This is a genomic window from Bacillus sp. JZ109 (genome assembly GCF_053903135.1).
This window is the reverse complement of sequence record NZ_CP096388.1, coordinates 1,819,527-1,839,992: the sequence shown is the minus strand read 5'-3', so window position 1 is coordinate 1,839,992 and position 20,466 is coordinate 1,819,527. Positions and strand designations below refer to the sequence as shown.

Annotated in this window: 24 protein-coding genes; 1 reads left to right on the top strand and 23 read right to left on the bottom strand. The window is 44.2% G+C overall.

Annotated elements, in window-relative coordinates; all coding sequences use genetic code 11:
• Positions 1 to 48 precede the first annotated feature (48 nt).
• Positions 49 to 480, bottom strand: coding sequence for a peptidylprolyl isomerase (locus tag M1D94_RS09715; RefSeq protein ID WP_003223931.1), 432 nt, complete (start codon positions 478 to 480; stop codon positions 49 to 51).
• Between the two features lie 256 nt (positions 481 to 736).
• Here M1D94_RS09715 and M1D94_RS09710 point away from each other — a divergent pair, with 256 nt between their 5' ends.
• Positions 737 to 1,609 (top strand): DUF1002 domain-containing protein, encoded by an 873-nt coding sequence (locus M1D94_RS09710; RefSeq protein ID WP_021479957.1) that lies wholly within the window; start codon positions 737 to 739, stop codon positions 1,607 to 1,609.
• Between the two features lie 29 nt (positions 1,610 to 1,638).
• Here M1D94_RS09710 and lysA read toward each other — a convergent pair whose 3' ends face one another.
• From lysA to aspA, 22 genes are all read right to left on the bottom strand, one after another.
• Positions 1,639 to 2,958, bottom strand: a complete 1,320-nt coding sequence (gene lysA / locus M1D94_RS09705; protein WP_004398851.1) for a diaminopimelate decarboxylase — start codon at positions 2,956 to 2,958, stop codon at positions 1,639 to 1,641.
• Positions 2,959 to 3,063: 105 nt separating this feature from the next.
• Positions 3,064 to 4,545, bottom strand: a complete 1,482-nt coding sequence (gene spoVAF / locus M1D94_RS09700; RefSeq protein ID WP_003230471.1) for a spore germination protein SpoVAF — start codon at positions 4,543 to 4,545, stop codon at positions 3,064 to 3,066.
• Entirely contained in the window at positions 4,496 to 5,107 is a 612-nt protein-coding gene (spoVAEA, locus tag M1D94_RS09695; RefSeq protein ID WP_003230469.1) for a stage V sporulation protein SpoVABEA, read from the bottom strand. Before spoVAEA ends, spoVAF begins: the two co-directional genes overlap by 50 nt.
• A 7-nt stretch (positions 5,108 to 5,114) precedes the next feature.
• Positions 5,115 to 5,465 carry a stage V sporulation protein AE gene (spoVAE, locus tag M1D94_RS09690; RefSeq protein ID WP_003230467.1) on the bottom strand — a complete coding sequence of 117 codons (351 nt, stop codon included), beginning with the start codon at positions 5,463 to 5,465 and terminating at the stop codon, positions 5,115 to 5,117.
• A 1-nt stretch (position 5,466) separates the two neighbouring features.
• A complete protein-coding gene (gene spoVAD / locus M1D94_RS09685) occupies positions 5,467 to 6,483 on the bottom strand; it encodes a stage V sporulation protein AD (protein ID WP_161986180.1) in 1,017 nt (338 codons plus the stop codon).
• A 12-nt stretch (positions 6,484 to 6,495) separates the two neighbouring features.
• Positions 6,496 to 6,948 (bottom strand): stage V sporulation protein AC, encoded by a 453-nt coding sequence (gene spoVAC, locus M1D94_RS09680; protein WP_003223947.1) that lies wholly within the window; start codon positions 6,946 to 6,948, stop codon positions 6,496 to 6,498.
• Between the two features lie 12 nt (positions 6,949 to 6,960).
• On the bottom strand, positions 6,961 to 7,386 hold the full coding sequence (gene spoVAB / locus M1D94_RS09675) for a stage V sporulation protein SpoVAB (RefSeq protein WP_003230463.1): 426 nt from the start codon (positions 7,384 to 7,386) through the stop codon (positions 6,961 to 6,963).
• On the bottom strand, positions 7,376 to 7,996 hold the full coding sequence (gene spoVAA / locus M1D94_RS09670) for a stage V sporulation protein SpoVAA (protein WP_015714205.1): 621 nt from the start codon (positions 7,994 to 7,996) through the stop codon (positions 7,376 to 7,378). The genes spoVAB and spoVAA overlap by 11 nt, the downstream gene beginning before the upstream one ends.
• Before the next feature lie 126 nt (positions 7,997 to 8,122).
• Complete coding sequence (gene sigF / locus M1D94_RS09665; protein ID WP_003230458.1) at positions 8,123 to 8,890, bottom strand: RNA polymerase sporulation sigma factor SigF; 768 nt, start codon at positions 8,888 to 8,890, stop codon at positions 8,123 to 8,125.
• 11 nt (positions 8,891 to 8,901) lie between these two features.
• Positions 8,902 to 9,342, bottom strand: a complete 441-nt coding sequence (gene spoIIAB, locus M1D94_RS09660) for an anti-sigma F factor (protein WP_003230452.1) — start codon at positions 9,340 to 9,342, stop codon at positions 8,902 to 8,904.
• Positions 9,339 to 9,692, bottom strand: a complete 354-nt coding sequence (gene spoIIAA / locus M1D94_RS09655) for an anti-sigma F factor antagonist (protein ID WP_003223957.1) — start codon at positions 9,690 to 9,692, stop codon at positions 9,339 to 9,341. Before spoIIAA ends, spoIIAB begins: the two co-directional genes overlap by 4 nt.
• Positions 9,693 to 9,787: 95 nt before the next feature.
• Complete coding sequence (gene dacF, locus M1D94_RS09650; protein ID WP_326243303.1) at positions 9,788 to 10,957, bottom strand: D-alanyl-D-alanine carboxypeptidase DacF; 1,170 nt, start codon at positions 10,955 to 10,957, stop codon at positions 9,788 to 9,790.
• Positions 10,958 to 11,111: 154 nt separating this feature from the next.
• On the bottom strand, positions 11,112 to 11,927 hold the full coding sequence (locus M1D94_RS09645) for a purine nucleoside phosphorylase I, inosine and guanosine-specific (protein WP_456270513.1): 816 nt from the start codon (positions 11,925 to 11,927) through the stop codon (positions 11,112 to 11,114).
• Positions 11,928 to 11,939: 12 nt separating this feature from the next.
• Positions 11,940 to 13,124, bottom strand: coding sequence for a phosphopentomutase (gene deoB, locus M1D94_RS09640; protein ID WP_326243302.1), 1,185 nt, complete (start codon positions 13,122 to 13,124; stop codon positions 11,940 to 11,942).
• A gap of 160 nt (positions 13,125 to 13,284) precedes the next feature.
• The gene (gene xerD, locus M1D94_RS09635) at positions 13,285 to 14,175 is read right to left on the bottom strand and encodes a site-specific tyrosine recombinase XerD (protein WP_014480176.1); all 891 of its coding nucleotides are present in this window, start codon (positions 14,173 to 14,175) and stop codon (positions 13,285 to 13,287) included.
• 7 nt (positions 14,176 to 14,182) lie between these two features.
• The gene (locus M1D94_RS09630; RefSeq protein WP_003230440.1) at positions 14,183 to 14,410 is read right to left on the bottom strand and encodes a YqzK family protein; all 228 of its coding nucleotides are present in this window, start codon (positions 14,408 to 14,410) and stop codon (positions 14,183 to 14,185) included.
• Between the two features lie 123 nt (positions 14,411 to 14,533).
• Positions 14,534 to 14,983: a ferric iron uptake transcriptional regulator gene (gene fur / locus M1D94_RS09625; RefSeq protein WP_003223972.1), complete on the bottom strand. Its 450-nt coding sequence runs from the start codon at positions 14,981 to 14,983 to the stop codon at positions 14,534 to 14,536.
• A 112-nt stretch (positions 14,984 to 15,095) separates the two neighbouring features.
• On the bottom strand, positions 15,096 to 15,740 hold the full coding sequence (gene spoIIM / locus M1D94_RS09620; RefSeq protein WP_004398593.1) for a stage II sporulation protein M: 645 nt from the start codon (positions 15,738 to 15,740) through the stop codon (positions 15,096 to 15,098).
• A 100-nt stretch (positions 15,741 to 15,840) separates the two neighbouring features.
• Complete coding sequence (locus M1D94_RS09615) at positions 15,841 to 16,056, bottom strand: hypothetical protein (protein ID WP_124072979.1); 216 nt, start codon at positions 16,054 to 16,056, stop codon at positions 15,841 to 15,843.
• Positions 16,057 to 16,152: 96 nt separating this feature from the next.
• Complete coding sequence (locus M1D94_RS09610) at positions 16,153 to 17,472, bottom strand: NAD-dependent malic enzyme (RefSeq protein ID WP_070547503.1); 1,320 nt, start codon at positions 17,470 to 17,472, stop codon at positions 16,153 to 16,155.
• 17 nt (positions 17,473 to 17,489) lie between these two features.
• A complete protein-coding gene (gene mleN / locus M1D94_RS09605) occupies positions 17,490 to 18,896 on the bottom strand; it encodes a malate-H+/Na+-lactate antiporter MleN (protein WP_032726072.1) in 1,407 nt (468 codons plus the stop codon).
• Between the two features lie 141 nt (positions 18,897 to 19,037).
• Complete coding sequence (gene aspA, locus M1D94_RS09600) at positions 19,038 to 20,465, bottom strand: aspartate ammonia-lyase (RefSeq protein ID WP_003230430.1); 1,428 nt, start codon at positions 20,463 to 20,465, stop codon at positions 19,038 to 19,040.
• Between the last annotated feature and the right edge of the window lies 1 nt (position 20,466).

The following is a 20,466-nucleotide window of genomic DNA, read 5'->3' as shown; positions in this document are numbered from 1 at the left end:
GCCAATAAAAAAAGCTTCCTCTCTAAGAGGAAGCCTTTTGCCTGCCGATTAGCCTTCTACACGAACTTCTTTCATGACGTCGCCATTAGACATGTTTTTCGCGAATTCTAATCCGCTTGTTACTTTACCAAATACAGTGTGAACACCGTTCAAATGAGGCTGTGGCTCATGAACGATGAAAAATTGGCTGCCGCCAGTGTCTTTTCCGGCATGTGCCATAGAAAGTGCGCCCGCCTCATGTGTATGCGGGTTTCCTTCTGTTTCACATTTGATTGTGTATCCTGGGCCGCCAGTACCAGTTCCGTGCGGGCATCCGCCTTGGCTGACGAAGCCAGGGATCACTCGGTGGAATGTAAGCCCGTCATAAAAGCCTTCGTTTGCAAGCTTTTCAAAGTTTGCAACAGTTCCAGGTGCAGCTTCAGGATAAAGTTCAAATTCAATTTTGTTCCCGTCTTCTAATAAAAAGTAACCTGTTTTCAATTGTATGCCTACTTTCTTTATTTTAATTTTCAAAGGAGATTATGTATGATAGGTTATAGCCTGTCTCTCCTTGTCGCGGCTATTATACCACACCTTTCGGGGGAAAACGAATCTCCCGAGCTTTACTAAAAAATAAAAATGAAACCTGAATCTCTTTATCTCCGTCTAACCTAACGGAACTGTATTTTTCATGATTCAGGTCCTCACAAAGCAGCACTATCCAGCTGCTTGTGAAATTGAAGGAGGTCAAACTGCTTTGAAGAAAATTTGGATTGGAATGCTGGCAGCGGCCGTTTTGCTGCTGACGGTTCCGAAGGTCAGTCTCGCGGATGCCGCAGTTGGAGATGTCATTGTAACACTGGGTGCTGATTTGTCAGAATCCGACAAACAAAAAGTGCTTGATGAAATGAATGTCCCTGATAATGCCACAACGGTAACCGTGACCAATAAAGAAGAACATGAATATTTAGGAAAATATATATCAAACGCGCAAATCGGATCGAGAGCGATTTCTTCATCGTCAATCACCATTGCCAAAAAAGGCTCCGGATTGAATGTTGAGACCCATAATATCAGCGGCATCACAGATGAAATGTACCTGAATGCACTGATGACAGCCGGTGTGAAAGATGCGAAGGTGTATGTTACAGCACCGTTTGAAGTATCCGGGACTGCAGCTTTAACTGGATTGATTAAGGCGTATGAAGTTTCTTCAGACGAAGCGATCTCGGAGGATGTTAAACAAGTCGCCAACCAAGAGCTTGTCACGACATCAGAGCTTGGAGACAAAATCGGTAACGAAAATGCATCAGCCCTGATTGCAAAAATCAAAGAAGAGTTTGCTAAAAACGGGGTGCCTGATAATAAAGCTGACATCGAAAAACAAGTGGACGACGCAGCTTCTGATTTAAATGTCACGCTTACAGACAGCCAAAAGAATCAGCTTGTCTCCCTATTCAATAAGATGAAAAATGCTGACATTGACTGGGGACAAGTCAGTGACCAGCTTGATAAAGCGAAAGATAAGATTACGAAATTCATAGAATCAGATGAAGGCAAAAACTTCATCCAGAAAGTCATTGATTTCTTCGTATCTATCTGGAATGCGATTGTATCTATATTCAAATAAGAAAAGCGCCGAAAAATCGGCGCTTTCTTTTATTGCTTTACACCCGTTTTAAATGGCAGATCAAGTTTTACAATATCTTCGTATGTTTCTCGCTTCACGACTAAATGAGCCTCACCGTTTTCGACAAATACAACGGCGGGTCTCGGAATACGGTTATAATTGTTGGCCATGCTGTATCCATAAGCGCCTGTACAAAAAACGGCAAGAAGATCGCCTTCTTTTACTTCCGGCAAGTCAATATCCCAAATCAGCATATCTCCGCTTTCACAGCACTTTCCGGCAATCGATACCGTTTTGTCATGCGCTTCTCCGATCCTGTTGGCTGCCGCAGCTTCATATTTAGCTTGGTAAAGCGCAGGACGAATATTGTCGTTCATGCCTCCGTCTACTGCCACATATTGGCGGACACCCGGCACTTCTTTTTGAGAGCCAACCGTATAAAGGGTTGTGCCTGCGTCTCCCACGAGAGAACGGCCCGGTTCGATCCAAATTTCCGGAATATCAAAACCGTAACGGGAGGCATTTTCTTTCACAGCTTCAATAATTTTTTCAACGTATTCAGTGGCATGAAGCGGTTCATCATCTTCCGTATAACGAATGCCGAAACCTCCTCCAAGATTCAGCACCTTGGATACAAATGAATATGAATCTCTCCACTCGTCTAGTTTTTTGAAGATTTTTTCCGCTGCTAACACAAAACCGGCCGTATCAAAGATTTGCGAGCCGATATGGCAATGGACACCCAGCAGCTGAATGTGTTCCGATTGTAATACTTGTTCAATGGCCCGTTCAGTTTGTCCGTTATGAAGATCGAAACCAAACTTTGAATCTTCCTGGCCCGTTGTAATGTAGTCATGCGTATGCGCTTCTACTCCGGGCGTGATCCGAAGAAGAACATCGATGGAGTGACCCGTTTCTTTACATAGGTCTTCAAGAAGCGCAATTTCATAGAAATTATCCACCACAATGCAGCCGATGCGGTGCTCAAGCGCCATCCGCAGTTCTTCCCTGCTCTTATTGTTTCCGTGAAAGTGGATGCGTTCTGCCGGAAAGCCTGCCGCAACAGCCGTATATAGCTCTCCTCCGGATACGACATCTAAAGAAAGTCCCTCTTCCTCAGCGAGCTGAATCATTGCGACTGATGAGAATGCTTTGCTCGCATATGCCACCTGTGCTTTCAGCCCTGCAGAAATAAACGCCTGCTTAAAGCTTTTAGCACGCTCACGTATTAAAGCCACATCATATACGTAAAGAGGTGTACCATATTTCTCCGCTAAATAGAGAGCATCCACACCTCCGATTTCTAAATGACCATGTTGATTTTGTCTGCTTGTGCCGTGTAAGAACAATGTCATTCCCTCTTTCTCCGCTTATGGATGAAAGGACAGTTTTATGGACTGTCCCTTCATAATTAAGACATACATTATCATACTCTTCAGTCAGTTTCAATGCGATTATGAATTGGTAGGCTGTCTTAAACGATTTTTGGGGTGAACGATACTGGGTCTTACTTTTGCGCCAGGTTTCGCTGTGCGGACAAGAACCTGCCACAGCGCCTTTCCGTTAAAGGGAATCAGCGGCCATAAGTACGGTGTCTGAAGGGATTTGATGCTTGCCATGGCAATAATTAGCACTGTAAATCCGATGACGAGCCCTTTTATATGAAATAAGGCAACGAGTATCATGAGGACAAGACGGCTCATTTTGTTTGCCAAGCTTAATTCATAACTAGGCGTCGTAAAGGTTCCAATCGCCGCAAGTGAGACGTACAGAATCACCTCAGGCGAAAAAAGGCCGACTTCAATCGCAATCTGCCCGATCAGAACAGCGGCAATTAAACCCATTGCTGTCGATAAAGCCGTCGGGGTGTGAATGGCAGCCATTCTGAGAAACTCGATTCCTAAGTCAGCTAAAAATATCTGCAGGATGATCGGGATATGCGTATCTTTATTTAAACCGATAAATTTCATATTGTCCGGGAGCAGATCAGGCTGAAGCACAAAGAGAAACCAGATCGGAAGAAATAAAGTAGAAGCAAGAATACCGAAAAATCTTACCCATCTTAAAAAGGTCCCGACTGAAGGCGCCTGCCTATATTCTTCAGCATGCTGCACATGGTGAAATAAAGTCGTCGGGGTAATGATCACACTCGGCGATGTGTCCACTATAATGATAACATGGCCTTCTAGAACATGATTTGCGGCCACATCCGGTCTTTCTGTATAGCGCACGAGCGGAAAAGGATTATAGCTTTGATTAACAATGAATTCCTCGACAGTTTTGTCTGCCATTGTTAATCCATCGACATCAATGGATGCAATTTCTTTTTCTACGATCTCAACCAGATCCGGATCAGCTATATCTTCTATATAACAAATGCTTAAATCCGTCTTTGACCGCTCGCCAACTTTAGTCATCTTGACTCGAAGGCGCTCGTCTCTGATCCGCCTTCTGAGAAGGGCCGTATTGACGACGATATTTTCAACAAATCCGTCTCTGGCTCCTCTGACTACCTTTTCCGTATCAGGTTCTTCCGGGTTTCTGCCCGGATAGCTTCTGACGTCAATTATAAATGCGAAGCCTGCACCTTCAACAATGACAGCGACGAGCCCGGACAGCACTTGGTCGGTGGTTTCATCCAAGGTTTTTACTTTTTCGACCTGGGCGTTAAGCAGCCTGTTTTCGACGATGTCGACCAGCTCATCAGGGTCTTCTTTCCGATTGTTAATGGCAACAAGCTCTCTCATTAAATGAATAATATAGGCTGTATCGCATAATCCATTTAGATAGTAAAGCTGGATCTCTTTATCTAAAATCGTGAGTTTGCGAACACCTACATCATAGCTCGTCCCCATCCCAACACGGTTTTTGAAATATTCTTCATTTTTAGCTGGATTCCGATAAACCCGAATTTTCTCTTCCTTGTGGTCCGGCATGATACCCGCTCCTTTCTAAAATAAACTCGACCGCTTTCATGGTGATTGGCGACCCTTTTGAGATATCGTCTTTTCTGCCCATTTTGCCGATATCCCCGATACCGACAATAAGCGGGAGATCAAGTTTATCAAGGCAGTAGACTGTATCTCCACTCATTCTGTGGTCATCAAATTCCCTTTCCCCGACTTTATCGACGCCGTATTCAGTTATTTCTCCATTGCGGTCAATGCTTACATCGACCCTGGTCCATTCAGCCTGATGTGTTTTTGACGCGACCGCAATCACACCGAGCACTTCAATAGACGGATGGGTTGCGACATAGGTTAGAGCGGCTTCTCCCGGACCCTCTCCTTGAAGGCCGGAGTCGTCAAACATGACAAATACAGGATCATACGGTGCTGAGGCGATCAGCTTGACAAGCTCGGCGCCGCTGCGGGTGGAAGGATTCCCTTTTGATTGTGAAATACATCGACCTCCCACTTTGCTTGCGGCGTATTCAATTGTTTTAGCGGCATAAACATCCCCGTCTGTTACCAGTATGACCTTGCGTTTTGTCGTCATGTCGGCATTATCCTTTCGGTTTGAAAATAACAGCTACGATAAAGGCGAAAAGAATAGCGGCTGAGATACCGGCCGAGGTCAGCTCAAAAATCCCCATGCCGATTCCGATAAATCCGTGTATATGCGCCTGATGCATGGCGCCGTGCAGAAGACTGTGACCGAAGCTGACGATCGGAACGGTGGCGCCTCCTCCGGCAAATTCAATAAATTTATCGTAAATGCCGAAACCATCTAATATTGCACCGATTACAACAAATGATGTCATGACATGAGCTGGCGTCAATTTAAAAATATCCAAGAGCAGCTGGCCGACGATACAAATGGCCCCGCCGCAGACAAAAGCCAAAAGGTAGTCCATGTTAAGATGCACCTCCTGCACGCTCAAATACAACCCCGTGGGCGATAGTCGGGATGGTTTCTTTTTGCTGGATCATTGTCGGGCTTAATAGTGCCCCGGTCGCTACGACAAATACACGGTTTAATTTTCCTTCTCTCAGCTGCTTAAAAATATGAGAGTAGGTGACAACCGCTGAACAAGCACAGCCGCTCCCCCCGGCAAAGACCTGCTGATCCGGAGTGTAAATCAGAAGCCCGCAATCATCATGCTTTGTGCCGACTGGATATCCATCTTCTTTTAAGATGTCTTTTACGATTGGAGAACCGACGCCTGACAGGTCACCTGTCAGGATTAGATCATAATCATCCGCTGTCCGGTTGAGATCTTTAAAGTGCTGCTTAATCGTATCAGCTGCAGCCGGAGCCATAGCCGATCCCATATCAAAAGGGTCTGTAATTCCTAAATCAGAAACCTTTCCGACAGTCGCACTTGTGATTTGGATATCACCCGGTGTCTGACTGATGACAACTGCACCGCTTCCGGTTACAGTGGAGGTAGCAGTGTCCGGTTTTTGGCCTCCGTATTCTGTCGGATAGCGAAACTGTCTTTCCGCAGTTGCATTGTGACTGCTAGTGGCAGCGAGTGCCCTTTGGGCAAACCCGCCATCAACTAAGGCTGATGCGACAGCCACTGTTTCCATTGATGTTGAACAGGCGCCAAACATACAAAGAAATGGGATTTTCAAGTGTCTTGCCACATAGTTAGCCGTCACGTTTTGGTTCAGCAAGTCGCCTGCCAGCAATAGGTCAATATCATCTTTTGTCAGATTGTTTTTTTGAAGTGCAACATTAACAGCGTCTTCCATCAGCTGCCGTTCCGCCATTTCCCAGCTTTTTTGATTACAATGCATTTCGTCATAGGTTTTATCAAATAAAGAGCCGAGCGGTCCGTCTTTTTCCTTTGGTCCTGCTGCCGTTCCCGCTGAGTTGACAAATATGGGATGTTCAAATACCCAGGTTTGCTTTCCTGTTAATTTCATTTTCTTCTCCTCCTATGACATCAGTTTCTCAAAAGCAAACCGAATCATTCCAACGATGTATGCAGCTACAACTCCGAAAACAATAACATTTCCTGCCAGTTTAAACATATTTGTCGCTACTCCAAGCACTAATCCTTCGCTTTTATATTCAAGAGCCGCGCTTGCCATACTGTTGGCAAAACCTGTGACAGGTACGGCTGAACCTGCGCCTGCGAATTGTCCGATTCTGTCATAGATGCCAAACCCTGTAAGCAGGGCAGAAATTAATATCAGCGTTGCAGCTGTTGGATTCCCCGCAGTTTTTTCATTGAAATCAAAAAAATGGATATAAAAATTTTGCAGACCTTGCCCGATTGCACAAATCAGTCCGCCCACTAAAAAGGCTTTTACACAGTTCCAGACGTAAGGCGGCTTAGGCTGATATGTTTTCACTTTTGATTTGTAATTTTCTTTTATGTTTGTCATCTTGAAACCTCCTTATGAATGGTCAATAAAGTACAGCCAGTGAAATAAAGATCCCGCGATTTTCCCAATCACGATGGCCATTAATAAAATAATGATTTTACTTCTGAGCCCGATTCGTTTCGCCAAAATCGGCAGGACATTTAAAACTTCTGTAAGAGCAGCCGCTAGCATCCCGACGAACAAACCTGCCAGAAGCCCGACCGGCACAGCTATCCATTTTGTTAGATAAAGATGATTCATATGAAGCGTCTCCCATCCCCCGCAAACCGCGCCAAGAATGACAGCCGCTTCATAAGCCTGAACAAATCTCATTGTTTTGGTGAGCTGCATCAGCCGCGGAATGATTCCCATTACGGTTAAAAAAGCAACGAAACCCGCCCCCACCGTTATGCCTCCGCCGAGCCCTACAAAAATAATGAACAATACACTAACGATCATGCAGATCCTTTATGGTTTCTTGATTCTCATGCATGGCCACATATTGATCGAGATCAAGCTGATAGTTAAACATCTCAACCTCCAGCGGGCTGGGCTCTTCATTTAGGCGCTTTTTAAATATGTGGTTAAAAAACACGATCATCCCCAGTCCCAAACCGATGCTGTATGGGATTTGAAGCAAATATGGATAGTCATTCCTCTCTCCGGTTATGATTTCATATAGTGCGATATGAACATCTCTCATGCTTACATCCTCATGAAAGTTCATGATGGCAAGACACGATCCAATAAACAGAAGCAGCCAGACACCGATAAATAGAACCGTTGATAAATTTCGCTTTCGATACTGAATTTCAACAATGGTTTCTGCTCCGCCTACGGTTTGAACATCAAGTGTCGGATCTTGTAAATGAATGGCTCTGAGGACTTGTATGATATCCAGAATTACGATATTTTTATCTTTTTCGCTCACCTGATAAAGCGGCATAGCCGAAAGTTTCTTTTTCAGCTGAAGCTGCCCTTCTATTTGCGCGGCATCTCCAACGGTAATAATATCCCCTGGATGTGCCAGCACCCGGTGGCGAAGCCGGATAAATATTCGTCGTTCCATCATTGATCACCATCTTTCGGTGGTTATATATGTAGTATGTGGTTCGATTTTGTTCTCATTCATCCGCTCGAAAAGACCATAAATTACCACGCTTTTGCACACAAAAAAGCTAGCCTGCACTGCAGACTAGCCATCCGTATGATCCATTTGAACCTTGATCTGTTTTAATATTTTCTTTTCAAGCCTGGAAACCTGCACCTGAGAGATCCCGAGCCGCTCAGCCACCTCGGACTGTGTCTGGTCTTTATAATATCTGAGATAGACGATTAGTTTTTCCCTTTCCTCCAAATCGCTGATTGCTTCTTTCAGCGCAATTTTGTCAAACCATTTTTCTTCTGAGTTGTCAGCGATTTGATCAAGCAGGGTAATCGGATCTCCGTCATTTTCATAAACGGTTTCGTGAATCGAAGATGGAGCCCTTACCGCCTCTTGGGCCAGTACAACATCCTCAGCTTCAATCTCCAAATGGTCAGCGATCTCCTGCACCGTCGGCACTCTGCCCAGTGTTTTCGAAAGCTCATCCTTTGCGCGCCGGATTTTGTTTCCAAGCTCTTTTAATGACCGTGATACCTTTACGGTTCCGTCATCACGGATAAATCGTTGGATTTCTCCGATAATCATCGGCACTGCATACGTTGAAAAACGCACATCATAGGTTAAATCAAATTTGTCAACAGATTTTAACAGCCCGATGCAGCCGATCTGGAAGAGATCGTCAGGCTCATATCCTCTGTTTAAAAACCGCTGTACGACAGACCAAACAAGACGCATGTTTTTTTCTATGAGGAGGTCTCTTGCCTGCTGGTCGCCATTTTGGCTTTGTTTGATTAATTCCTTTACTTCATGATCCTTCAGCTGAGCGTTTTTGCCGTTTTTCTTAACCTCCACATCCATAACAAATCTCCTTAATTACAAAGCGCTTTGCTTTTTGATAAGTGCTTTGTTAAGCGAATCGTTGTTCCCATTTCAGGCGATGAATCGATACTGACATCATCCATGAAATTTTCCATAATGGTAAAGCCCATTCCAGAGCGCTCAAGCTCAGGCTTAGTCGTAAATAGAGGCTGACGGGCTTCTTCAAGATCTGTAATGCCTAAGCCTTCATCACGAATGGTCATATATACGACATGATCTTCCAGCGTCACTGAAATGTAAACTTTCCCTTCACAGTTCTCTTCATATCCATGGATAATTGCATTTGTGACAGCCTCTGACACGACTGTTTTGATTTCAGTCAGTTCATCCATTGTCGGGTCCAGCTGAGCTATAAATGAAGCAACTGTCACACGGGCGAACGATTCATTCTGACTGAGGGCAGAAAACTCAAGGTGCATTTCATTTTTCATGATGCCACCCCCAGTGTCAGGAGCGCCTGCTGTTCAGATTGTTCAAATCGGATAATTTTAAACAGACCCGACATATCAAACAATCGCTTCACCGCAGGAGAGATAGCGCAAACAACCATTTCCCCGCCAATTTGCTTAATTTGCTTGTATCTTCCTAAAATAACGCCAAGCCCTGAGCTGTCCATAAAGGAAAGGTCCTCCAAGTTCAGCACGATATGGCGAATATCATCCTTCTCCAATGATTGAGTCACTTTTTGCTTCAGGGTTTCAGCCGTATGGTGATCGAGTTCGCCTGTTAATCGAATACAAAGCACAGATTCTTTGACATGCATGTCAATTCCAAGGCTCATGCTCATTCCTCCTTGATATGATCGGATAATGAGTGTTTCGATTTCGACGGAATGAATTCCTTCACCGTGACAAAACTAGTGGTCATTCGGCATAATTACTTAAATTTTGTCCAGTCTCGCATCGTCCGCTTCAAGAATGTGATAAACCCGGCTTTCTTCATATCTTCTTTTGCAGCAACAGGACTTTCAGCGAGTACTTCTCCATCCTTTTTCAGAACAAGAGTGCCAAGCTCTTGGCCTTTTTGAATCGGAGCACTAATATTGTCCTTCATCTTGATTTCTTTTTTCACATCGTTCATATCCTCGCCTTTTTTCGTCAATATTGAAATCGGCTCAGATGTAGTGAGTTCGATAAATTTTTGTTTCCCTTTTTTGACCTTTACTTTTGCTACTGTTTGATTTCGTTTATATAAAGGATGCGTTTCATACTGGCTAAAGGCGAAGTCAAGCATTTTTGTCACTTGCGCGTTTCTTTCTTTAGGCGTGCTCGCTCCGAATACAACCGCTATGGCCCGCATGTTTCCTTTTTTAGCCGAAGCAGTCAGACAATATTTCGCTTCGCCTGTATAGCCTGTTTTTACGCCGTCTACACCAGGATAAAATTTGATAAGGCGATTTGTATTTACAAGCCAAAACTTTTTATCTGTATTTTCACGCAGATAATCTTCATACGTGCCGGTAAACTTCGTAATTGATTCGTATTTCAATAATTCCTTAGCCATGATTGCCATGTCATAAGCAGAGCTGTAGTGTCCTTCCTCGGTCAGTCCTGTTGGGTTTTTAAAGGATGTATTTTTCAATCCCAGCTCTTTTGCTTTTTTATTCATTTTCTTCACAAATTCTTCTTCAGAGCCGGAAATAAATTCAGCCATGGCGACGGAAGCGTCATTTCCCGAAGCGATTGCGATGCCTTTCAGCATTTCTTTGACAGTCATTTCTTCGCCGGGCTCAAGGAATATCTGTGAGCCGCCCATTGACGCCGCATGTTCGCTTGTACGGACCTTATCACTCATTTTGATTTTGCCTTTATCTAAAGCTTCCATAATCAAAAGCATCGTCATAATTTTCGTCATGCTTGCAGGCGCCAGTCTCTCATTGCTGTTCTTGTTGTAAAGCACTTTTCCCGTGTCACGTTCTATCAGCACCGCAGACTTCGCTTCATGAGCAAGCTCCGATGTACGTTTTCCGTCTTGTTTTGCAAATGCAGACGGTGCAAATGTAAGCAGCATTATACCAATCAACAAAGTGGATAAAAGACGTTTCATCTCAAAAGCCCTCCATTTCATAATCCTTTTTATTTTTTCCAAGCGGGATGGTTTTATACGCCACTGATGGAAAATGTTTCGAATTTTGGGCATAAAAAAAGACAGCTGTGTGATATCAGACACAGCTGTCTTTTGATCCTGCATTGATTCATATTTATTCGTACTGAGCGACGATCGCTTTAACAAGCTTTAAGAATCCAGCTTTTACTTTTTCGGTCACTTCCATAACTTCATCGTGACTTAAAGGCTGATCCAGAATTCCGGCTGCCGCGTTAGAGATGCAGGAAATGCCAAGAACCCGCATTCCCGCATGATTCGCTACAATGACTTCCGGAACAGTAGACATGCCGACTGCATCAGAGCCCATCGTTCTTAAGAAACGGACTTCTGCCGGTGTTTCGTAAGAAGGTCCTGTCACAGCAGTGTACACGCCTTTTTGAATTGGGATATTAAGGTCTTTCGCAATCTTTTCAGCCAGGCTGGACAGATCTTTGTCATAGGCTGAAGACATATCTGGAAATCTGGCGCCGAAATCTGCTTCGTTTGGCCCGATTAACGGGTTTGTTCCCATAAAGTTGATATGATCGGTAATAATCATTAAATCTCCCGCACGGAATTCAGTGTTGACACCGCCTGCGGCATTTGTCACGATCAACGCTTCCACACCGAGCACTTTCATCACGCGTACAGGGAATGTGACTTTCTCCATTGAGTAGCCTTCATAAAAATGAAAGCGGCCCTGCATTGCAATGACGGAAACTCCTTCAAGAGTGCCAAGCACAAGCTGTCCGGCATGCCCTTCAACAGTAGATACCGGGAATTCAGGTATATCTTCATATTTCAGCTTGACCGGATTTTCGATTTCGTCCGCCAAAATGCCAAGACCTGAGCCTAAAATAAGGCCGATCTTCGGAGATTCCGGCAGGTTTTGTTTAATAAAAGCGGCTGCGCGTTCAATTCTGTCCTTCAAGAAACAGTCCCCCTATTGTAATAAAGATAAAAAGCTTTTCCCGTATTTCGGTTTATTTGTTTGGAAATTATCAGCGATCGTTGCGCCAATATCGGCAAATGTATCTGCAAGCGGCAGCATTTGCGCTTTCTTATGTTTTTTGCTGTAAGCGAAAATCGGCACATACTCGCGTGTATGGTCAGTCCCATGATGAATCGGATCATTGCCGTGGTCGGCTGTAATAATTAACAGATCGTCTTCTCTCATTTTTTCAAACACTTCCGGAAGCCGCGCATCAAATTCTTCAAGCGCGCGTCCGTAGCCTTCAGGGTCACGGCGGTGTCCGAATAACGCGTCAAAATCAACAAGGTTCGCAAAGCTCAGACCCGTAAAGTCTTCTCCCAGCGTATCGATCACCTTGTCCATTCCGTCCATATTAGAAACCGTTCTGCGTGAAGAAGTAATGCCTTCTCCGTCGTAAATATCAGAGATTTTACCGATTGAAATCACATCTAAGCCGCTGTCTTTCAATTCATTCATGACAGTGCGATCAAACGGTTTAAGGGCATAGTCATGGCGGTTTGGCGTCCGTTTGAATTGACCCGGCTCTCCGACGAACGGCCGTGCAATAATGCGGCCAACCATATATTTCGGATCAAGCGTCAGCTCTCTCGCCGTTTCGCAAATGCGATACAGCTCCTCAAGCGGCACAACCTCTTCGTGAGCGGCAATTTGCAGAACAGAGTCAGCAGACGTGTAAACAATTAAAGCCCCTGTCTCCATGTGCTCCTGACCAAGCTCATCCAAAATCGCTGTGCCGGAAGCCGGCTTGTTTCCAATAATTTTGCGGCCAGATCTCTTTTCCAGCTCTTGAAGCAATTCATCAGGAAAGCCTTCCGGGAACACTTTAAATGGTTTATCAATGTATAAACCCATAATCTCCCAATGGCCGGTCATCGTATCTTTTCCGTTTGACGCTTCTTGCATTTTTCCATAGTAGGCAAGCGGATGTTCTGTTTTTTCTACACCTTTGATATCTTCGATAAGACCAAGGCCGAGCTTTGCCATATTCGGCATATGTAATCCGTTCATATGCTCGGCAATATGACCGAGCGTATGAGCGCCTTCATCATTAAAGTCAGCGGCATCCGGCGCTTCGCCGATTCCGACTGAGTCCATCACAATTAAAAACACACGATTATATTTGTATGCAGGCATCTTGAAAGCCTCCTTTTTTTCTATACGTCTATTGTATCGCTAAGAGGTCTGACAACTCAAGTATAAACCGTTTTCATTCCCGTTGACAATGCATTTGGAAATAATGAGAAACTTCAATATTTTCTGTCGCTCTAAACAAAAAAGCCGCAGCCACCTGCGGCTATGCTCGCGGATGAAACTGCTTGTACACATCCTTCAGCCTTGTTTTCGTCACATGCGTATAAATTTGCGTTGTGGATATATCCGCATGACCGAGCATTTCCTGCACCGCTCTTAAATCTGCCCCGTTCTCAAGCAGATGCGTCGCAAAGGAATGCCTGAGTGTATGCGGAGTCAGCTCTTTCTTAATGCCGGCTTCCAACGCGATTTTTTTCAGGTTCTTCCAAAATCCCTGGCGGCTGATCTGTTTGCCGTGATGATTTAAAAAGAGGGCGTCAGATACATTATTTTTTAACAGTTTTCCCCTGGCTTTTGTCATATATTCCTCAATGGCGGAAGCGGCGGCTTCACCAATTGGCACAATCCGTTCTTTTCTTCCTTTGCCGAAGCATCGGACAAACCCCATAGATAAATGAACATCTGTCGTTTTCAACTCAATCATTTCACTGACTCGTATGCCTGTCGCATAAAGCAGCTCCAGCATTGCTTTATCCCGATATCCGAAAGGGCTCGTCAGCTTAGGCGTGTCCAATAATCGCTCGACTTCATTGAGTGCGAGCACCTTCGGAAGCGCCCGTTCCGTCTTTTGTGTTTCGATATGAACGGAAGGGTCCTTATCCGTTACTTTTTCCCTGAGCAGAAATTGATGAAAAGAGCGAATGGATGCCAAATGCCGCGCCGATGTCTTGCCGGATTTCCCCGAGTCCTTCAAATGCTTTAAGTATTGGATAATATGTATGCGGGTAACGTGATTCCAATCTGTAACATGAAGGGTTTCTGTTAAGTAGAGAGAATAGCTTTTCAAGTCACGTTCATAGGATACGATCGTATTTTGAGAGAGCCCTCTCTCTACCATGACGTAGTGGATGAAATCCTTTATTTGATCTTTCACTCTTGATCTACTCCCCGTTTTGGTAAAAAAAGATCAACCGGTCGAACCATCCGCCTTTTTCATCCTGATCCATTTCAACAACTTTTACAGCGGAGCCTTCCGGTTTATCATACCGATGATAGTTTTCATACTCTTGATTCACCCATATCATAGCATAATAGAACAAAGCGGTAAAACCGGTAAACAGGATGAAAACTTTCAATGCATCGACAGCTGTTTTCAGGAATCTTCCCATGTCCTAATCGATCCTTTCCTATGGTTCCAGTTATATAAACCATATGCCAAATCAGAAAGGTTTTATACATAGAAACAGCAAAAAACCCTTTCCCCATGAGAAAAGGTTCGCGCTCGGCACCGTCTATTCAGTTTCTTTTCCGTTACAGCGGTGGCAAATGCCGTGAAACGTCAATCTATGATCTTTAATCTTAAATTTCCAATCACGTTCAATGATTTCTTCCACGTCTTCAAGCAAATCTTCTTCAATTTCATCAACGGCTCCGCACTCCATGCACACCAAGTGGTGATGAAAGTGAGCTGCGCCCTCTTTCCGAAGGTCATAACGGGACACACCGTCTCCAAAGTTAATTTTATCTACGACTTTTAATTCAGTTAATAATTCAAGCGTACGGTATACTGTAGCGAGACCGATCTCAGGAGATTTCTCTTTTACGAGGAGGTATACATCTTCTGCGCTTAAATGGTCTTCTTCGTTTTCAAGCAGCACTCTTACTGTCGCTTCACGCTGTGGCGTAAGTTTATAGCTGGATGAGTGCAGTTGTTTCTTAATTCGATCAATACGGTTTTCCATGTCTTTCCCTCCTACGCCGCATTCCATGACTCATTATAACAAAATACGCGCAGAGTTCCAACTATAATTATTATAAACTGATAAATAAAATGATTTTCTTTTAATAATGATTTTAAAAAAGTCTAGATGTAAGCTTTTCCATTAAAACAGGAGATAAGTATGCTTCAAAGAGAGATGAAATCAGCGCTAAAAACAGAATGACCAGCAGCACAAAGGCATACCGCCCGAACCATTGAATCGGCGCGTCATGCAGGCTTCGTTTCACGAACAGCTGTCTGATTAACTTTAAAGAAAACGCAATTGCACATGTGCCCATAATGAGATAAGCCGGAATCAGCAGCACATTTTGCGGCAAAACGGAGACAAATGATAGGAAAAACCCGCTTACTCCCATCTGATTGACTAGGAACCCGACAGTAAAGCCGACGACGATCCCTTTCAGAAAGATCATAATGAAAATAATCGGCATTCCAATGACGGAAATTCCCAGTATCCACATCAGGCCTAAATACTTTGCATTATGAAAGATACTTTGCCCAAACATATCAGCTGAACTTGCCTGTTTTCCATCCGAAAGCTGTCCAAAAAATTGACTTAAGTAGTAGTATAAATCTTCTTTCTGGCTGATGGTCATACTGTTGACAATAATCGCGCCAAAGATGACACCCATGAAAAACAGCACTGATACAAATATATAAAGAGAGAGATGATCTTTGACATGCCTGAGAAACATGTCCTTATAAGAGATTTTTCGCATACCGTTTCCTCCCGCCCGTTCTAGTGATTTGATTTAATAGATTGTATGAAAGAAACGGAAAAACATGCCCTTTTTCAAAAAGAAACGATAGAGACGAATGCTAGGCGGCTTTTTTGGGCACAAAAAAATCCTTATCATCAACTGCTGTATGATCATAAGGATTCTTATGCTTCCGTTTATTCAAAATCTCTTTTTTGCTTTTTGTCATTCTTTCATGTGTGCTGAAAGATGGTGTGCTGCCTCTTGATAATAAGACGTCACGTCCGTCGTTTCTCAATCGATGCTCCCGCTTCTTTTTCGCTTGGCTTTTTGCCATGTGATCACTCCCTTTTTTTTCATAGTAATGATAACAAAATTGAACAATAATAAGAAAAAAACAGCACCTGCTACGACAGGTGCTGTTTAGCTACATTTATTTCACTGCTGTAAGAGCTGCATGCTCGACAGCTGCTGCTACCGCATGATGGACTTTTGAATCAAGCGGCTGAGGGACAACATCACCTTGTTTAGTGCAAGCTGCGATGGCCTCTGCTGCTGCGACAAGCATATCATGATTAATCTCCGTGCTTTTTGCGTTAAGCGCTCCTCTAAAAATCCCTGGAAAACCGAGTACATTATTAACAGAACGCCCGTCAGCTGCATATGCGGCGCCAGCCTGCAGTGCGGCCTCCGGCTCAATTTCCGGCTTCGGATTCGATAAAGCCAGAATCACTTGACCAGAACGTACAAATGCCGGTTTTATTAAACCCGGAACGCCCGTTGTAGCAATGACAATATCACATGTTTCCATAAGCTCCTCAATACTGGAAACTGCCTGTCCGCCGTATTGTTCGAGACGGTTCATTGCTGACTCTGATTTGTCTGTGCCGTACACAGCATTCACACCATAAGCCATGAACATCCGGCAGATGGCCACGCCTGCTGCGCCAAGGCCGATTTGCCCCACTTTCGCTTCTTTCAGGTCAACCCCCGCACTCCTGCATGCCGAAATGGCAGCTGCCAGCGTCACTACAGCTGTACCATGCTGGTCATCGTGCATAACAGGGATGTTCAGCTCCTCTTTTAGGCGATCCTCGACTTCAAAACAATGCGGCGAACCGATATCCTCAAGAAGGATGCCGCTAAAGCCCGGAGAAATATGTTTTACTGTTTTAATGATTTCTTCAGGATCACTCGTATCAAGCAGTATCGGAATGCCGCTAATACCTGCCAGCTGATCAAATAAAGCAGCCTTTCCTTCCATGACAGGCATGCCAGCCACAGAGCCGATATTCCCAAGGCCTAAAATTGCGGTTCCATCCGTTACAATTGCAACAGAATTGCTGATCGTTGTATAAATAGAAGCTTTTTCAGGTTCTTTTTCGATCAGTCGGCACACGTCCGCAACACCTGGTGTGTAGACACGTCCCAGCTCTGCCAGTGAACGGATCGGCATTTTGCTTTTCATTTGGATTTTTCCGCCTTCATGTGCGGACAGGACTTCATCAGATACGGTGTGAAGCCTGATCCCTTCTCCGAGGGCCTGTACAGCCGCGATCACTTCCTGAAGCTGTTCTTCATTCTCCACTTGAACGGTAATATTCCGCATTGTGTAATTGGGTCCGACTTTTACCGTCTCCACTTCACCAATATCCCCGCCCAGAAGGCCGATGGCCGTAGCCACCCTTCCAAGATTTCCGGGAACCGAAGGCGTTTCGATCATCAGTGTCCGAATCATGTGTTTCGCTATCATTCAGTGATCCTCCCCTATTAGCCTAGTTTTTCGGCTTTAACTGTATTGTTTTTCGTATACCATATAAATTTTCCTGTATAACCATAGATAATTGCAAGACCTATTGCTACAAAACTGAGCCACATAAACGGCAGATAAGAGAAGGTAGAAACACCTAAAATACCAGCCATGTAAATCCCATTATCAGACCAAGGTACCATCCCCGAAGTCAATGTTCCCCCGACCTCTGAGTTACGTGATAACACTCTTCTGTCCAGATGCAAGCGATCATAGCTGTCTTCCATAATTTTTGGAGTCAAAATAAGAGATACATACATTGCACAGCCGAAGATGTTCGCTAAAAACGCTACGATCAGTGTAGATAAAGTGACATTGCCGGCAGATGTTAATTTCTTTTCAAACATAGAGACGATGACTTTCAGCACGCCGAGTTTCTCAAGCAGGCCTCCAAAACCAAGACCAAATATAATCACGACAAGGGAACTGAGCATTCCGACAATTCCGCCGCGGTTTAACAAGCCGTTCAAAAATTCAACATCTGTTTTAATAGAAAATCCGTTGTACGCAGTGGCAATCGCATCCGCAATATTCATGCCTTGGAACACAGCAGCCCAGATTGCGCCAAGCAAAGCACCGATCACGATAACCGGCATAGACGGCTTTTTCATCGCTAATAAGACAATGACGACAACAGCCGGAATCAGCATCCAAATATGAATATCAAACGTATTTTGCAAAGATGATTTCAAAAATTCAACTTTATCAAGATCAATATTTTTCCCGCCGTACATAAAGCCGGTAATAGTAAATAAAATAGCCGTAATCACATATGCAGGTATTGATAAATAAAGCATTGCTCTCACGTGGTCCAATACATCGACTTTTGATAGTGAGGAAGCCAAAACTGTACTGTCAGACAGAGGAGACAGCTTGTCCCCAAAATATGCGCCTGAAAGGATAGCTCCCGCTACAAGAGGAAGCGGAATCCCTAATCCTTCTCCAATTGCGATCATGGCGATGCCGGCAGTTCCGACTGTTCCCCATGATGTTCCTGTTGCCACAGACATGATTGAACAAATAATCAATGTTGCTAGTAAAAAGATACTAGGGTGAATAAATTCTAATCCGTAATAAATCAGTGTCGGCACAACGCCTCCGGCGATCCATGTTCCAATGAGCGCCCCAACTGAAACGAGAATCAGAACAGCTTCAAGACCGTTTGATATTCCATGCAGAATCGCATTTTGCATATCTTTATAAGAATAACCGAGTCTGATTCCGAGAATCATTGCAATAAACCAGGAAATGAAGAGCGCGAGCTGTATCGGCAAGTCTAAAAAGACTGTAAACGACATGACAAGTGCTAAAAATGATCCTAGTACAATAATAATTTCGAATAGTGTTGGCAGTCTTACATCCTTCATAAGAAGTCCCCCTTCATGTAAAAAGCTAAAACGCTTTCAATAAATAGTGCAACACGTATACTATACTTCCTCATCCCTATGTTGTAAACAGCTTATTCATCCGATTATTCGGAGATGAATAAGCTGCATTTTGTTCAAATTTTATTTTTCTAAGAGTTCTTTTCCTGCAATCCCTGGTTTTGTCATTTCATATGGATTTAAAATAATATCCAATTCTTCTTCTGTCAGCACATCATGCTGCAGGCAAAGGTCACGGACAGATTGCCCTGTCATAATCGCTTCCCTGGCAATTCTGGCAGCCGCTTCATATCCAAGATGCGGATTGACAGCTGTGATCACGCCTGCGCTTTTTTCTACGTATTGCTTCATACGCTTTTCGTTGGCTTCAATGCCTTTTAAGCAGTTGTCAGTGAACGAACGGAAGCCGTTGTTCATGATGCTGATGGATTGAAGCAAATTAAAGACAAGCACGGGCTCCATGACGTTCAACTCAAGCTGGCCGGCTTCTGAAGCAAGGCAGATTGTATTGTCGTTTCCGATAACCTGGAACGCAATTTGGTTGATCAGCTCCGCCATAACCGGATTGACTTTCCCCGGCATAATAGATGAACCCGGCTGACGTGCAGGCAGAGAAATTTCCGCAAGTCCGGCGCGCGGTCCCGACGCCATTAAGCGCAGGTCGTTTGCGATCTTCGACATGTTCATCATGCAGACTTTTAATGAAGCTGATACCTCTGTATAGGCATCTGTATTTTGTGTCGCATCAACAAGATGATCAGCGCCGACAAGAGGAAGCCCGCTAATATCAGCAAGGTGCTTTACTACCTGTTTGATATATTCAGGATCAGCGTTCAGCCCTGTACCAACAGCAGTTGCGCCCATGTTGACTTCATACAGGTGCTGGCGCGATTGCTTGATTCGTTTGATATCACGCTCGAGAACACGGCTGTAAGCTTCGAATTCCTGGCCAAGACGGATCGGAACCGCATCTTGAAGGTGTGTCCGGCCCATTTTAATAACAGAGTCAAACTCCTGTGCTTTTTGCTTAAACACACTATGCATATCTTCCATTGTTTTCAGCAGTTTTTCTAAGAGCTTCAATGTGGAAATATGAATAGCAGTCGGGAACACATCGTTCGTAGACTGTGACATGTTCACATGTGTGTTTGGACTTAAATGGATATAATCTCCCTTTTTATGTCCCATGATTTCAAGCGCCCGGTTTCCGATAACCTCATTCGCGTTCATGTTCATAGAAGTTCCGGCACCGCCCTGAATCGGATCGACGATAAACTGATCGTGCCACTTGCCTTCCAGAATCTCGTCAGCGGCTTGTACGATAGCTTGGCCAATTCCTTCATACAGCCGTTTCACGTCCATGTTGGCAAGAGCCGCAGCTTTTTTCACAATCGCCAGTGCGTTAATCATTTCCTCATGGATTTTGTATCCTGTGATCGGGAAATTTTCAGAAGCACGGAGCGTCTGAATTCCGTAATAAACATCTGCCTCAATTTGTTTTTCCCCAAGGAAGTCTTTTTCCACGCGATATTCTTTTTGGCCGTTTAACATA